Consider the following 14,183-nt stretch of genomic DNA (forward strand, 5'->3'; position numbering starts at 1 on the left):
AGGCCGAAGAAGATGTCCGCGACGCGGGAGAGCAGCGCGTCGACCCAGCCGCCGCGGTAGCCGGCGATGATGCCCATCGCGCCGCCGACGAGCAGGGTGAGCAGGGTGGACACGACGGCCACCACGATCGAGGCGCGGGCGCCGTAGATGGTGCGGGCGTAGACGTCGCGGCCCTGCACGTCGTAGCCGAACCAGGCCGACGACGACGGCTCGACCCGGCTGCGCTCCAGCGCGCCGTTGACCGCGTCGCCGGAGGTGAACAGCGACGGGAACGCGGCCATCACCAGGAAGAACACGATGAACGCCGCGGAGATCCAGAACAGCGGCTTGCGACGCAGGTCGATCCACGCGTCACCGAGCAGGCCACGGGGCTTCTGCTGCGTGGCGCTCTGCGGCAGGCCGGCGTTGGTGGGCGCGCCGGACCCGGCCTCGGTGGGCATGGTCGCGGGCGGGGTGGAGACGATCGACGCGATGGACGGGTCGCTCATGCCGGCACCTCGCAGGGTCGACGACGTGCACCCACGGTAGCGGCCGGGAGGCCGCCCGGTGACCCCGTGGGAACGAAGTGCGCAAAGCGGCCTGGCGCGTGGGTCCTACCCTGCGGGTCGGACTTCTGGAGGTGTCCATGCCGCGACCGAGACGGGCCGTGTCGTTGCTGGCCCTGGCGGCGATCCTGACCGTCGTCCGCACCCGCCTGAGCGAGGAGAGCCGGCCCGACCCGCGCGCGTTTCGGCGATACGACCCGCCCGGTGAGCTGGGGCGTGCCGAACGCGCCTACCTGAGCTGGGCGCAGGGGCACATCGCGGGGATCGTGCGGGTGGCGCGGGCCCGGTCGATCCGGCACCAGAGCCTCGCGCTCGCGTCCGGCCTGTCGGCACTCGCGGTGCCGGTGGCGCTCGCGGTCGCGGCGCCCGCCTGGGTGCCGGCGGCGCTCGGGTTCCTGGCCGCCGCCGGGCAGCTCGGGCAGCAGATCCTCCGCGACCGGGAGCAGTCGCTGCTCGGCCACCAGCTCGCGGTCCGGCTTCAGCGGGTGCTGCGCCTGTTCCACAGCGAGTGGGACGAGTCGCTGTCCACCGCCGAGCTGCGTCGGCGGTTCCGCTCCTTCCGTGACGCGTTCGAGGCGACCAAGGAGGAGTACGGCGGCCAGATCCTCGCCGTTCGTGGGCAGGAGCCACCGGCGGTGACCGTCGGCTCCTGAGGCCGTGGACACATCGGTGGCGATGAGTCTATGGTCACCGCACGTCAGTGCCCCACGAGGAGCGGCCCATGGGTGTCTCCATCTCCCTGGACGACCTGCTCGGCGCGCGGGTGCGGCGCGACCCGTACCCGTTCTACGCGCGCCTGCACGCGATGGGGGAGGCGGTCGCGCTGCGGCCGGACGAGCCGCACGCCCTGGTCGTACACGGCTGGGCGGCGGTCAACCGGGTGCTGCGCGACCCGGTCTTCCGGGTCCTCGGCGCCGAGTACCTGGACCGGGCCGGGGTGCGCTGGCGTGCGCACCCGGCGATCCGGATCATGCAGACGTCCATGCTCAACGCCGCGTCCGGCGACCACCTGCGGGTTCGGCAGGTGTTCAGCCAGGCGTTGACCCCGCGCCGGGTCACCGCCCTGGAGCCGGCGATCGTGCGCATCGCCGACGGCCTGCTGGACCGGCTCGCCGCGGCGGGCGCGGGCGGCCGTCCGGTCGACTTCATGGGCGCGTTCGCGCTCACCCTGCCCAGTGACGTGGTCGGCGAGCTGCTGGGCGTGCCGGAGCGGGACCGGCAGTGGTTCCCGGCCCGGGTCCGGGCGTTCGACGCGGTGCTGGAGATAGGCCGTCGCTCGATGCGGGAGGTGCGGGCCGCGAACGTCGCGGCGACGGAGCTGACCGCGTACTTCACCGGGTTGCTGGCCGAGCGCCGGGCGCGCCCGCGCGCGGACCTCGTCTCGGCGTTGGTGGGGATCCGCGACCGCGACCCCGGCCAGCTCTCCGCCGACGAGCTGCTGGCCAACCTGATCATCATGTACAACGCCGGGTTCCGGACCACCGCGAACCTGCTCGGCAACGGCCTGGTCCTGCTGCTGGCGCGGCCCGACGCGCTGGCCGCGCTGCGCGCGGACCCGGCACTCGCCGCGTCCTACGTCGAGGAGATCCTCCGGTACGAGCCGCCGGTGCACTTCGCGGTCCGCTACGCCGCCGAGGACACCGAGGTCGCCGGCCTGCCGGTGCCGGCCGGCCGGACCGTGGTGGTGCTGACCGGCGCCGCCAACCGTGACCCGCGCCGCTTCCCCGACCCGGACTCGTTCGACCCGTCCCGGACGGACAACCGGCACCTGGCGTTCAGCGCGGGGCCGCACCACTGCTTCGGGGCGGCGCTGGCCCGGGCGGAGGGCCGGCTGGTCCTGCCCCGCGTGGTGGAGCGCTTTCCGGCGGTGGCGCTCGCCGCCGAGCCGGGCGAACGGCGCCAGCTCATGCTGCGCGGCTACGACCGCCTGCCGGTCCGGCTGGGCGTGGCGCACCGACCGATCGGCGCCTTGCCAAACATTTCCGATTGAGTAGGGTCGATATCACGCTGGGGAAAGGACACACCGGTCATGACCGATGAGATCCGCGCGTTCCTGCTCGCCGCCCTGACCGAGATGAAGTACGACGTCGAGGACGTCGACGACGACACCGTCTTCGGCCCGGCCGGTCTCGACGTGGACTCCCTCGGCCTGGCCGAGCTGGCGGTCCGGGTGGAGGACCGGTTCGGGGTGGCGTTCGACGACGACGAGGCGGAGATGCTCGCCATGATGACCCTCGGCGAGTTCTCCCACACGGTGGCCCAGCGCATCCAGCCGGCGTCGGCGCGCTGACCGGCGCGCCGGCCGTGCCCGGAAGCGTGACGGTCACCGGCATCGGGCTGGTCAGCCCGGTCGGTGCGACCGCCGCCGAGGTGTTCGACGCGGTGTGCGAGGGCCGGTCCGGGCTGGCCCGGCCGCCGGAGGGCCACCCGGTCCACGGGGTGGTCGACGTCGCGGCGTTCGCCCCGGCGATCGACCCGGCGAGCGTGCTGCCCGGCCCGGAGTCGCGGGTGGTGGACCGCTCGATCGTGATGGCGTTGCGCGCGGCCGGGGACGCGCTGGCCGACGCCGGCCTGCGCGTCGGCCACGACGTCGACCCCTACCGGGTGGCCGTCGTCGTCTCCGGCGTCGGCGGCCTCTCCACGCTGGCCGACCAGGTCCTGCGGCGGGCCGAGCGGGGCCGGTTCGGGGTCAGCCCGTACATGTTGCCCGGGACGCTGCCGAACATGGGTGCGGCGCGCATCGCCATCGCGTTCGGCGTCCGCGGCTACACCTCGTCGATCGGCACCGCCTGCGCGGCCGGCGCCCAGTCCGTCGGCGAGGGGCTGCGCATCCTGCGCGCCGGCGAGGCGGACGTGGTGCTCGCCGGGTGCGCCGAGGCGCCGCTGTTCCCGGCGTTCGCCGACGCGTTCGGCAACGCCCGGGCGCTCGCCCGCGGCTGGGCCGACCCGACGGCCGCGAGCCGACCGTTCGACCGCCGGCGCAACGGTCTCGTCCTCGGCGAGGGCGCCGGGGTCCTGGTGCTGGAGCGCGCCGCGCACGCCGCCGCGCGCGGCGCCCGCCGCCACGCCGACGTGCTCGGCTGGGGCGCGACCAACGACGCGTACCATCCGACCACGCCCCGGCCCGACGGCGCCGGCGCGGCGCACTGCATGCGGATGGCCGTCCGCGACGCCGGCCTTGGCCTCGGCGACATCGGATACGTCAACGCGCACGGCACCAGCACCAGGGCCGGTGACGCGGCCGAGCTGGCCGCGCTGCGCGACGTCTACGGCGCGCACCCGCCGCCGCTGAGTTCCACCAAAGGCGTGACCGGGCACATGCTCGGGGTCTCCGGCGTGGTCGAGGCGGCCGTCGGCATCGAGGCGCTGCGGCACGGCCTGCTGCCGCCCACCCACAACCTCGACGACCCGGATCCGGCCGGCGACGTCGACCACATCCGCAAGCAGGCGCGTGCGGTGGCGGTGGACGCGGTGCTGTCCAACTCGTTCGGCTTCGGCGGCCACAACGTCAGTCTCGTGCTCGGGCATCCGGCGTCGGCCGGCTGAGCCCGCTCAGCGCACCGTGACGACGGTCGCCGTGTCGTGCCGCGTGACCGTCACGGCGAAGTGCGGGTCCAGCATGTCGACCAGGTAGTCCAGATCCGCGACCAGCGGCACCGGCAGCAGCGTCCGCTGGTCGAGGTCGGTGCGGCTGGCGACCAGCTCGATCCGGTCGGCCTTGAGCAGCCCCCGGGTCAGGAACGCCGGCAGGTCGTCGGGGAGCAGGCACCGCCACAGGTCGACGTTGACGATCACGTCCAGCGCGCCGGTCCGGAACTGTTGCAGCACGGTGCCGAGCAGGTGCGAGTTCGTCTCGCCCGGCGGCGCCGCGTGGTCGAAGGTGTGCGAGCCGGCGCCGAGGTCCATCGCGGACACACCGTTGCCGACGACCAGGGCCCGGCTGGCGGCCAGCTCGTCGCGGAGCGCCGCGGGCACCGCCGCCGGGCGCCCCAGCCCACCCCGCCGGTACGCGTCGATCGCGTCGCCGTAGAGGCGGATGCGGCCCAGGTGCCGGCCGAACGTGTTGATCGCGTACAGCACCTCGACGTCGTAGCGCAGGTGCTTGCGCAGCAGGTACTTCATGTTGTCCATCGAGGCGAGCCCGTTGGTGGTCCGCCGGAAGTGGGGGAGGTGGTAGGAGAACGCGTCCACGTCGAGCCGGAACAGCTCGGGTGGCGCCCCGTGCAGGTGGAAGACGCGGTAGAAGAAGTCGAGATCCTCGAAGCCCCACTTGACCATGGCCTCGTCGAAGCCGCCGACCCGCCGGAACGACTCGTGGTCGACCGAGGCGTTGTGGGTCAACCCCAGCACCCAGGGCGCGTGCGGGAAGTCCCGCATCCGCTGCGGAAGGGCGGTGTCCTCCAGACGCGGGTCGCCGCGCTCGGCGTCGAGCATCGCCGGCCCGATCGGCTCGCCGCGGCGTAGCGCGTCCGCGCCGGCCCAGTCCAGGTCGTAGCGCTGCCCGAGCAGCACGCCGGGCCGCCCGCCGCGGCCGGTGTGGAAGGCCCGGTGCCGCTCCAGCAGCCGGGGATGCGCCACCGTGTCGGCGTCCAGGAACATCAGCGTGTCGGCGCGCGCCCGGGCCGCGGCGGCGTTGCGGTTGGCGCTGCGCCCGCGGTTGCGTTCGCTACGGACGCAGCTGACGGCCAACCGGTCGCCGTACTTCTCCACCACCGGGCTTAGCGCCACGGTGGAGCCGTCGTCGCCGACGATCACCTCGAAGTCGTCGCGCGGCAGGGTCTGCCGGGTGAGCGAGTGCAGGGTCGCGTCCAGCGCGGCGCCGTTGTTGTGCGCCGGCACCACCACGCTCAGGCCCGGCCGGCCTCCGGTCGGCATGCTCAGCGGGGGGTGGAGTTGGCGACGATGTGGTCCGCCAGGTCGCCGAGGGTGGTCATCCGGTCCTCGTCGAGATCCTCCACGTCGATCTGGATCTCCAGCTCGTCCTCCAGCTCCAGCAGCAGCTCCAGGGCGAGCGAGGAGCTGAGCCCCAACTCGTCCATCAACTGGGTGCCCTCGGTGACCGGAGCGTCCGGCCGCAACATGCGCTCCAGCAACGCGGTCAGGCTCTTGACGACTTGATCGCGCCCGCGCTCCAGCATGGAGTCATCAGAGCAAAGGACATCGGCGAGTGTCAACGGGTAGAACTCGACCGCGTACTCCGCGTCACCGGCCCGGGCCACCGCCACCCGGTAGCCGGCCGGCGTCGGCACGTCGGTGAGGCGGTGCCTGCCGGGCGGCTCGACACACTCCACGACGTCGCGCGCGTGCACCGGCACGGCCAGGTTGGGCCAGAGCCGGCCGCCGGCGGCCTTGACCGCCGCCTCCTTGCGGACCCACAGCCGGGTGCACCGGTCCGCCCGCGCCCCGGCATCGGCCCCGTCGGCGACGTGCCGTGCCTCCTCGGGATGGAAGAAGCGCTCGGCCAGGGACACCGGATCCCCACCGGGCGGGAGGTGTTGGACGTCCACCCCGACCGGGCCGCCCTGGGCGAGCGCCACCGCGACCAGGTCCCCGGAGTAGGAGAGGCTGGTGTGCAGCCCGGCGTGCGGTCCGGTCAGCGCCGGCCTGCCGTGGCGGCCCGGCCGCCAGACCAGCGTCCGCGGCGGCGCGCCCGCCGCCCGCCCGGCGAGCACACGCAGCACGCCGTGCGCGACGGTGAACCGTCCCCGCAGCGCGGCGGTGCCGAGCGCCGCCGCGCGGGCGCGCTCGCCGGCGTCGAGCACCGCCTGGCAGCGGGCCAGCTCCGTCGGCGTCGCACCGACCGGAACCACCCAGACCCGTACGGCGTCCCGCATGCACGGCAGCGTAACGGGCCGGGCAGACGTTGACACGCGCCGATGCGCGTTGCTCTGATAGGCCGGTGTTGGCGCAGACGGCCCAGGCCCGGGTCCCGGTTCCGTTCGCCGGGCCGGGCGCCGGTGTCGCGCCCCTGACCTGGGGGCAGAAGGCGATCCTGCAGGACATGCGGGAGACCGGGTGGACGCACAACGTCAGCGGCGCGCACCCGATGCCGGCCGGCGTCACCGTCGCGCAGGTGGCCGCGGAACTGGCCGACCTGATGGGCCGGCACCCGGCGCTGCGGATGCGGCTCGGCCACGACGAGCGGGGCGAGGCCTGCCAGGTCGTCTCGGCCGCCGGAGAGACGGTCCTCGACGTGGTGGACGTCCCCGACGAGGCCGATCCGGCCGACGTGGCGGCGTTCGCCTACCAACTGGGCCACGAGCGCCTGCTGACCCCCTACGACCTCCACCGGGACTGGGCGGTGCGGATGGCGGTGGTCCGGCACCGGGGCGCGCTGGTGCACCGGGTGCTGACGTTCGACCACCTCGTGGTGGACGGGACCGCCACCTCGTTGCTCCTGGCCGACCTCGGGCTGGCCGCACCGGCGGTCCGCCGGACCGACGACCCGCGTACGGTGCAGCTCCTCGACCTCGGGCGGCGGGAGGCGACGCCGCCGCTGCGCCGGGTCAGCGACCGGGCGGTCCGCCACTGGCAGACACACCTGCGGTCCGTCCCGCCGCTGACGTTCGGCGAGCCCACCGTCGGGGGTGGCCGGCGGGGCCACCGGTACTGGCACGGCCGGTTCAGCTCGTCGGCGGCGTACCTGGCGGTGCGGGCCGTCGCCCGGCGGACCCGCACCGACACCTCGCGGGTGCTGCTCGCGGTCATCGCGGTCGCGATCGGCCGGGCCACCGGCGTCAGCCCGCTCACCGCGAAGCTCATCGTCGGCAACCGGTTCCGGCCCGGCTTCGCCGAGGCGATCGCCCCGCTCAGCCAGAACGGCGTGCTGACCGTCGACACCGCCGACACCACGGTGGACGAGGTGGTGTCCCGCGCCCGCCGGGCGTCGGTGGCCGCCGGCATGTACGCCTACTACGACCCGGCACGGCTCGAGGAGTGCGCGGCCCGCTGGGACGCGGAACGCGGCTATCCGGCCCGGGTCAGCTGCCGGATCAACGACCGGCGGGTGACCACCCGGGCGGCGGCCGAGGAGGGCGTCCGGGACGACGAGGTGACGCCGGCGGCGATCCGCCGCCGGACCGCCGAGACGTTCCTGGTCTGGGACGGTCCGCTGGACCACCTCCCCGAGCAGGCGTTCATCACCGTCGAGGACCAACCGGAGACGGTGTTCCTCCAGGTCATCTTCGACTTCGCGAGCTTCACCGAGGAGCAGGCCGAGCGCCTGCTGCGCGGCGTGGAGGAGGTCGCCGTGGAAGCGGCCCTCGACGCCGCCGCGCCGACCCGGGTCACGCCCGGTTCGACCGGCTGACCGGCGGGGTGTCGCTCACCGGTCGTCCCAGGTCACCGGCAGCGACTCCAGGCTGCGGACGACCAGGCCCGGCCGGAACCGCAGCTCCGACTCGTCGACCGCGAGCCGCAGGCCGGGCAGCCGGCGCAGCAGGGCGCCCAGCGCTTCCTGCAACTCCATCCGGGCCAGCGCCGCGCCGAGGCAGTGGTGCGGGCCGGCGCCGAACGCCAGGTGCGGGTTGTGGGCGCGGTCCAGGTCGAGCGTGTCCGCGTCGGGGAACACGGTCGCGTCCCGGTTGGCCGAGGCGATCGCCGGCATCACCGCCGAGCCGACCGGCAGCCGTACGCCGCCGAGCTCCACCTCCTCGGTGGTGACCCGGGGCAGCAGCACCCCGTTGTCGCCGAGCTGGATGAAGCGGGACAGCTCCTCGACCGCCCGGGCGACCGCGGCCGGGTCGTCCCCGCGCAGCCCGGCCAGTTGCTCCGGGTGGCGGGCCAGCACCAGCAGGAACAGGTTGAGCTGGTTGGTGGTGGTCTCGTGCCCGCCCACGAAGATGCCGGCGGTGACCGAGACGAGTTCCCGTTCGGTGAGGCCGTCGTGCTCGTCCCAGGCGGCGATGAGCGCGCTCATCAGGTCGTCGCCGGGGTGCCGCCGACGTTCGTCGATCATCGCCCGGAACGCGTCGAGGGCGGCCTGCGGCGCCGCCGGGTCGGCGTCCCAGTCGCCGACCAGCGCGTCGGACCACTGCCGGACCCGTTCCCGGTCGTGCTCGCCGATGCCGAACAGCCGGCTGATCACGACCAGCGGCAGCGGCGCGGAGAGGTGGGTGACCAGGTCGGCCGGGCGCCCGGCCGCCTCCATCCGGTCGATCATCCCAGCCACCAGCGCCGCCACGGTGGGCCGCAGCTCCTCCACCCGGCGGACCGTGAACGCGTGCGACACCGCGCGGCGCATCAGCGTGTGCCGGGGCGGGTCCATGCCGATCAGCGAGTCCTCCGCGAGCGAGCCGAGTTCCCGGGTCGGCCGGTCGGGGCCGGCCGCCGCCGCCCGGCTGAACCGGTGGTCGGTGAAGACCCGGCGTACGTCGGCGTGCCGGGTGGCGAGGTAGGCCGACCCGCCGTCGGGCAGCTCGACGCGGGCCACCGGGCAGGTCTCGCGCAGCCGGGTGTAGTCCGGCGACGGGTGGTAGATCGTGGGAGCCGGCGCGAGCGGGTACGCGACGGGTCTCGGCTGCGTCATCTGCGACTCCTCGGTGGACGGTCAGGTCGGGGTGCGTCGGGCGAGGGCGGCCAGCACCGGCACCACCGCGGCGGGGCTGGGCAGCGCGCGGACCCGGTCGCGCATCAGCGCGGCGGCGGCCCGCGCCGGTCCGTCGCCGATCAACTCGCCCACGGTGTCGCGCAGCACGTCGCCGTCGGCGCGCTCCGGCGCCAGCCAGGTGCCGGCGCCGGTGGCCGCCAGCCGCTCGCCGTTGAAGTGCTGGTCGCTCACCCGCGGCAGGATCAGCTGCGGCACGCCGTGGGCGAGCGCGGTCATGGTGGTGCCGGCGCCGCCCTGTTGGACGATCGCGGCGCAGGTCGGCAGCACCAGGCGCAGCGCGAGCGGCGCGTCGGCCAGCCGGACGTTGGCCGGCACCGCGCCCAGCCCGCGCCGTTGGTCGGGTTCGACCACCACGACGACCTCCACGTCCAGCTCGGCCACCGACCGCACGACCCGGGCCAGGTCCAGCCGGTCGGCCAGCCCGGCGCCGGCCATCATGGTGCCGGCCGTGACGCAGACCCGGGGCCGGTCCGCCGGGCGGTGCAGCCAGGGCGGCACCACGGCCGTGCCGTTGTACGGCACGAAACGCACCGGCTGCCCGGGGCGGGTCGTCGGCACCCGCATCGGCGGCGGGGCCGGATCGAGCGTCAGGTCGCCGTGCACCGCCACGTCGGCGGCGGAGAGCCCGAACCGGGCGGCGAGCGGCCCGAGCACCGTCTCCGGGTCCAGGCGCAGCGTCACCGAGGAGTCCGGGCCCCACAGGTGCCGCACGCCGGGCACACCCAGCGCGGCGGCGGCCACCGGCGCGGCCAGGTTGAACGGTTCCCAGACCATCAGGTCGGGCGACCAGGCCCGGCCGAACGCGACCAGGTCGTCGAGGAGGGCGTCGGCGAAGCGGACCACGCCGCCGTCGGCGGTGATCGCCGGTTCGAGGGCACCCGTCGGCGCGCTGCCGGCCCGGTCCGGCGTGGCCACCGCGCCGATCCGCCCGGCGAACGCCTCGGCGAAGTCGATGTCCTCGCCCAGCGGCACGGCGGCGAGCCCGGCCGAGCTGATCGGGGCGACCATGGACGGATGGCTGGCCACCCGCACCTCGTGACCGGCTGCCTGGAGCGCCCAGCCGAGCGGAGCCAGGCCGTAGAAATGCGACCGCCAGCCCCATGTCGACATCAGAATGCGCAAGGCCGCAGTCAAATCCCACCAATCCGCGCGCGAAACGGCAGTCCCGGACCAACAGATGCTAGCAATGGATATTGACGGTGGGCTACCCGTGGTGGACTCTTACCGAGTGCCGGTCAATTCCGGGCTGCGGCCATATCCGTTCGAGCCGTTCACCGGCGACCTGCCCACCGAACTGCTCGACATGGTCGTCACCGAGCCGGTCAGCCGGGTGCTCCTGCCCGACGGGCGGGCAGCCTGGCTCGTGCTCAGCTACGCGCACTGCTGCACGGTCCTGGCCGACCCCCGGTTCTCCCGGCTCCCGCTCGGCGCGACCACGACGCCCGGCGCCGGGGGCCCGCGTGAGTTGAACATGGACGGTCCGGCGCACGCGGCGGTGCGCCGGGTGGCCGGCCGGGCGTTCACCGCGCGCCGCATCGAGACGTTCCGCCCCCGGGTGCGGCGGCTGGTGGACGAGTTGGTCGACGCGATGCTCGCCGGTCCCCGCCCGGCCGATCTGGTGGCCGGGCTGGTGGCCCCGCTGCCGGTGTTCGTGGTCTGCGACGTCCTGGGTGTCCCGGTCGCCGACCGTCCCCGCTTCTACGACTGGATCTCCGGCCTCAACTCGGTCACCGCGTACGGCTCGGCCGGTGCCGCCGACGCCCAGGCGGCGCTGCGGGCCTACCTGACCGGGCAACTGGCGCGCAAGCGCTCGGCGCCCGGCGACGACCTGCTCTCGGCGTGGGTCCTCGGCCAGGACGCGCACGCGCTGGTCGACGCCGAGCTGGTCGAGCTGGCCATGGGGGTGCTGCTCGGCGGGCTGGAGATCAACGCCACGAGCGCGGGGCTGCGCGCGTTGTTCCAGCACCCGGAACAGCTGGCGAAGCTGCGCGCGGCGCCCGGGAAACTCGCCGCGGCCACCGACGAGATCCTCCGCTACACGTCGGTGAGCAGCATGTTCCGGGTGCAGGTGGTGCGGGAGGACCTGACCCTCGGCGGCGTCGCGATGCGGGCCGGCGACTGCGTGATGGCGATCCCGTGGGCCGGCAACCGCGACCCCCGGCACTTCCCCGAGCCCAACCGGTTCGACATCGACCGGGCACCGACCGTGCCGCACCTGACCTTCGGCTTCGGGCCGCACTTCTGCCTCGGCACCGCGCTGGGCCGGATGCAGGTGGAACTCTCCCTCGGCGCGCTGCTGAGCCGGATGCCGGAACTGGCGCCGGCCGTGCCGATCGAGGAGATCCCGTGGCGGCACGACCGGGTGAACGGCGGCATCGCGGCCTTCCCGGTCACCTGGTGACCGACGGTCAGTAGCTCTCCACCGCGTTGACCCGGTCCGGCCAGTAGCGCTCGCCCGGCGCCGGCGCGTAGTGCTCCCAGCGGGGCGGGTTCCCGGTCGGATGGTCGCCGAGCACGGTGATCCGCTGGCCGCGCCGGACGCCGTCGTAGTCGTTGATCGCGTAGTGCTGGGTGACCCGGTTGTCCCACACCGCGACGTCGCCCACCCGCCAGCGGTAGCGGCAGGTGAACTGCGGGCTCTCGGAGAACCGGAACAGGTGCTCCAGCAGCGCGTCGCTCTCGGTGCGGGTCAGCTGCGGGATGTGCGAGGTGAAGAGCCGGTTGACGTAGAGCGAGCGGCGCCCGGTCTCCGGGTGCACGCGCACCACCGGGTGCTCCGCGCGGCTGGTGAACTCGGTGCCGATCCGGATGACGTGGATCGCGGTCAGCCCGTCGACCAGGTCGCGCAACGGCGCGGAGAGCGCCTCGTAGACCCGGCACTGGTTGGTCCACATGGTGTCGCCGCCGACCTCGGGCAGCTCGGTCAGGTGCAGGATGGACGCGATCGGCGGGCTCTGGTGGAACGTCATGTCGGTGTGCCAGACGTCGACCTTCCCGCCGTCGGTGGAGTCGATGACGACGATCTCCGGATGCCCCTCCAGGCGGGGCAGGTAGGGGTGCAGCTCCACCTCGCCGAAGCGGCGGCCGAACGCGACGTGCGCCTCGGGCGTCAGCCCGGTCTGCCCGGCGACGAACACCACCTGGTGCGCGAGCAGCAGGTCGTGGATCAGCGCGAAGCCGGAGTCGGTGAGCGTGTTGAGGTCGATGCCGCGGACCCGCGCGCCCAGGGCGCCCGCGACGAGTCGGACGTCGGCGGCGGTGGAAGTGGTCATCGATGGTCCTCCCGGTCTGCACGCGGCGCCCCCGTCCCCGCATTCTTCCACGTTCGTGAATGTCCTCACCAGCGTCGCCGTTGACGCGCCCGCCGGCGGCTTGGGATCATTCGCTCCGCCGGCGGGCGGTCGTCCCGGCCGGCGTGCGGGGGAGGAACTCGGTGGCGATCGACGGGGACGACGCGGCCGCGCGCCTGGACCGCCTCACCGACCTGGCGACCCCGTTCGCGGTGCGCACCGCGGTGACGCTGCGGGTGCCGGACCGGATCGCGGCCGGCGTCACCGGCCTGGGCGAGCTGGCGGCGGCGTGCGGCGTCCACCCCGCCGCGCTGGGCCGCCTGCTGCGGTACCTCACCCACCGGGGCGTCTTCGTCGAGACGCCGCCGGGCGTGTTCACCCTGACCGACGTCGGCGAGCTGCTCCGCGGGCGCGACGGCGGCGGGCGCGGCGCCGACCTCGACCTCGGCGGCCTCGGCGCGCGGATGGACCTGGCCTGGGCCGGGCTGCCGCACGCGATCCGCACCGGCGAGCCCGGCTACGCCTCGGTGTACGGGCGTGACTTCTGGGCCGACCTGGACGCCCACCCGGAGCACCGTGCCTACTTCGACGCGTTGATGCTCAGCCAGCAGCGGTTCACCGCGCCGGAGGTGGCCACGCGCTATCCCTGGCACGAGGTGGCGCACGTGGTCGACGTGGCCGGCGGCGCCGGCGGGCTGCTGCGGGAGCTGCTGGGCGCGCACCCGCACCTGCGCGGCACGCTCGTCGACCGCGACGAACCGGTGGCGACCGCCGCCCGGACGTTCGCCGCGCACGGCCTCACCGGGCGGGCCGAGACCGTGGTCGGCGACTTCTTCGCCCCGCTGCCGGCCGGCGGCGACGTCTACGTGGTGTCCCGCGCGCTGACCGACTGGAGCGACACCCACGCCACCGCGATCCTGCGGCGCTGCGCCGAGGCGGCCGGTGACAGCGGCCGGGTGCTGGTCGTCGAGGTGCTGCCGACCGTGCCGCACGTGCCGCACCTGTCCGCTTACGACCTGCGGATGCTGGTGCTGGTGGGTGGTCGCGAGCGGAGCGTGGCCGAGCACACCGCGCTGGCTTCGGCCGCCGGCCTGGCACCGCGGCGCACCTTCACCGGCCCGGACGGGCTCACGCTGATGGAGTTCGCGGCCGCGCGCTGACGGGTGACCCGCCCCGCCGTCACGCCCCGGCGGGTCGACCCCCGTCGGCGCCCCGGCGCTCCTGGACGGATGCGTCGACCAGCTCGCGAAGGACGCTCTCGTCGACGGCGTCGAGCCGGGTGAGGTAGAGGCACGCCTTCGCCGTCCGGTGCGGGCCGAGCCGCGCGAGCGCCGCGGCGTGCCGCTCGGCGTAGTCACCGGCCAGGTAGAGCACGAGATGCTGCTTGCGCGGCGAGAAGCCGACCAGGAAGAAATCGCCGGTGGGGCCGCGGTGGCTGCCGAAGCCCACGATGCTCGTGCCCCACATCACCGGTGGCTCTCCGGTGGCGTCCTGGAGGATGGCCCGGAGCCGTCGCGCGTCGGCCCGCCGCCGGTCGTCGGGGACCGCCGCCAGGAAGTCGTCGACGTCCGTGTCGACCGGCACGGTCACCGGACCCTTCGCTCTCGTCATGGCCGCATGCTCCCACCCGGGTCCGACATCCGGTGGCGACCGGCCTGGCGCCGGAAAGGCTCATTTGGCTGCGCATCGGCCAATTTGCCGAAGAATATCGTCATCACATTGGTCGGCACCCATGAATTG

The 14,183-nt window shown here is 74.5% G+C and carries 14 protein-coding genes; 7 read left to right on the forward strand and 7 right to left on the reverse strand.

Annotated elements, in window-relative coordinates; all coding sequences use genetic code 11:
* A partial coding sequence (locus tag GA0070213_RS00005; protein ID WP_425412795.1) for an ABC transporter permease occupies positions 1-488 on the reverse strand: 488 nt, incomplete at its 3' end.
* A gap of 137 nt (positions 489-625) precedes the next feature.
* Here GA0070213_RS00005 and GA0070213_RS00010 point away from each other — a divergent pair.
* The 4 genes from GA0070213_RS00010 (at position 626) to GA0070213_RS00025 (ending at position 4,091) form a co-directional block, all read left to right on the forward strand.
* On the forward strand, positions 626-1,198 hold the full coding sequence (locus GA0070213_RS00010) for a hypothetical protein (protein WP_139128592.1): 573 nt from the start codon (positions 626-628) through the stop codon (positions 1,196-1,198).
* 68 nt (positions 1,199-1,266) lie between these two features.
* Positions 1,267-2,535, forward strand: a complete 1,269-nt coding sequence (locus tag GA0070213_RS00015; RefSeq protein WP_245716176.1) for a cytochrome P450 — start codon at positions 1,267-1,269, stop codon at positions 2,533-2,535.
* A gap of 39 nt (positions 2,536-2,574) precedes the next feature.
* Positions 2,575-2,835, forward strand: coding sequence for an acyl carrier protein (locus tag GA0070213_RS00020; protein ID WP_091055209.1), 261 nt, complete (start codon positions 2,575-2,577; stop codon positions 2,833-2,835).
* A gap of 14 nt (positions 2,836-2,849) precedes the next feature.
* Positions 2,850-4,091, forward strand: coding sequence for a beta-ketoacyl-[acyl-carrier-protein] synthase family protein (locus GA0070213_RS00025; RefSeq protein WP_091055212.1), 1,242 nt, complete (start codon positions 2,850-2,852; stop codon positions 4,089-4,091).
* A 6-nt stretch (positions 4,092-4,097) separates the two neighbouring features.
* Here the strand turns inward: GA0070213_RS00025 and GA0070213_RS00030 are convergent, their stop codons facing one another.
* A complete protein-coding gene (locus tag GA0070213_RS00030) occupies positions 4,098-5,420 on the reverse strand; it encodes a glycosyltransferase (RefSeq protein ID WP_091055214.1) in 1,323 nt (440 codons plus the stop codon).
* 2 nt (positions 5,421-5,422) lie between these two features.
* Positions 5,423-6,379: a 4'-phosphopantetheinyl transferase family protein gene (locus GA0070213_RS00040; protein ID WP_245716177.1), complete on the reverse strand. Its 957-nt coding sequence runs from the start codon at positions 6,377-6,379 to the stop codon at positions 5,423-5,425.
* Between the two features lie 65 nt (positions 6,380-6,444).
* Between GA0070213_RS00040 and GA0070213_RS00045 the strand changes: the two genes are divergently transcribed.
* Positions 6,445-7,854, forward strand: a complete 1,410-nt coding sequence (locus GA0070213_RS00045; RefSeq protein ID WP_091055216.1) for a condensation domain-containing protein — start codon at positions 6,445-6,447, stop codon at positions 7,852-7,854.
* A gap of 15 nt (positions 7,855-7,869) precedes the next feature.
* On the opposite strand, the gene GA0070213_RS00050 is transcribed toward GA0070213_RS00045, so the two are convergent.
* Complete coding sequence (locus GA0070213_RS00050) at positions 7,870-9,072, reverse strand: cytochrome P450 (RefSeq protein WP_091055218.1); 1,203 nt, start codon at positions 9,070-9,072, stop codon at positions 7,870-7,872.
* 21 nt (positions 9,073-9,093) lie between these two features.
* Positions 9,094-10,275, reverse strand: a complete 1,182-nt coding sequence (locus GA0070213_RS00055) for a nucleotide disphospho-sugar-binding domain-containing protein (RefSeq protein WP_175441154.1) — start codon at positions 10,273-10,275, stop codon at positions 9,094-9,096.
* A gap of 91 nt (positions 10,276-10,366) precedes the next feature.
* On the opposite strand from GA0070213_RS00055, the gene GA0070213_RS00060 reads away from it, so the two are divergent.
* On the forward strand, positions 10,367-11,554 hold the full coding sequence (locus GA0070213_RS00060) for a cytochrome P450 (RefSeq protein WP_245716178.1): 1,188 nt from the start codon (positions 10,367-10,369) through the stop codon (positions 11,552-11,554).
* Between the two features lie 7 nt (positions 11,555-11,561).
* Here GA0070213_RS00060 and GA0070213_RS00065 read toward each other — a convergent pair whose 3' ends face one another.
* Positions 11,562-12,425 (reverse strand): TauD/TfdA dioxygenase family protein, encoded by an 864-nt coding sequence (locus GA0070213_RS00065; RefSeq protein WP_091055226.1) that lies wholly within the window; start codon positions 12,423-12,425, stop codon positions 11,562-11,564.
* Positions 12,426-12,586: 161 nt separating this feature from the next.
* On the opposite strand from GA0070213_RS00065, the gene GA0070213_RS00070 reads away from it, so the two are divergent.
* Positions 12,587-13,603, forward strand: a complete 1,017-nt coding sequence (locus tag GA0070213_RS00070; protein WP_245716179.1) for a methyltransferase — start codon at positions 12,587-12,589, stop codon at positions 13,601-13,603.
* Positions 13,604-13,622: 19 nt separating this feature from the next.
* Here GA0070213_RS00070 and GA0070213_RS00075 read toward each other — a convergent pair whose 3' ends face one another.
* Positions 13,623-14,054: a DUF1801 domain-containing protein gene (locus GA0070213_RS00075; RefSeq protein ID WP_091055231.1), complete on the reverse strand. Its 432-nt coding sequence runs from the start codon at positions 14,052-14,054 to the stop codon at positions 13,623-13,625.
* Positions 14,055-14,183 lie beyond the last annotated feature (129 nt).

Source organism: Micromonospora humi (assembly GCF_900090105.1).
Classification (GTDB): domain Bacteria; phylum Actinomycetota; class Actinomycetes; order Mycobacteriales; family Micromonosporaceae; genus Micromonospora; species Micromonospora humi.

Bases quoted from the DNA above. Each gene is read 5' to 3' on its own strand.
- GA0070213_RS00065 (WP_091055226.1), bottom strand. From the start codon at position 12,425: ATGACCACTTCCACCGCCGCCGACGTCCGACTCGTCGCGGGCGCCCTG.
- GA0070213_RS00010 (WP_139128592.1), top strand. From the start codon at position 626: ATGCCGCGACCGAGACGGGCCGTGTCGTTGCTGGCCCTGGCGGCGATC.
- GA0070213_RS00020 (WP_091055209.1), top strand. From the start codon at position 2,575: ATGACCGATGAGATCCGCGCGTTCCTGCTCGCCGCCCTGACCGAGATG.
- GA0070213_RS00040 (WP_245716177.1), bottom strand. From the start codon at position 6,379: ATGCGGGACGCCGTACGGGTCTGGGTGGTTCCGGTCGGTGCGACGCCG.
- GA0070213_RS00015 (WP_245716176.1), top strand. From the start codon at position 1,267: ATGGGTGTCTCCATCTCCCTGGACGACCTGCTCGGCGCGCGGGTGCGG.
- GA0070213_RS00030 (WP_091055214.1), bottom strand. From the start codon at position 5,420: ATGCCGACCGGAGGCCGGCCGGGCCTGAGCGTGGTGGTGCCGGCGCAC.
- GA0070213_RS00050 (WP_091055218.1), bottom strand. From the start codon at position 9,072: ATGACGCAGCCGAGACCCGTCGCGTACCCGCTCGCGCCGGCTCCCACG.
- GA0070213_RS00075 (WP_091055231.1), bottom strand. From the start codon at position 14,054: ATGACGAGAGCGAAGGGTCCGGTGACCGTGCCGGTCGACACGGACGTC.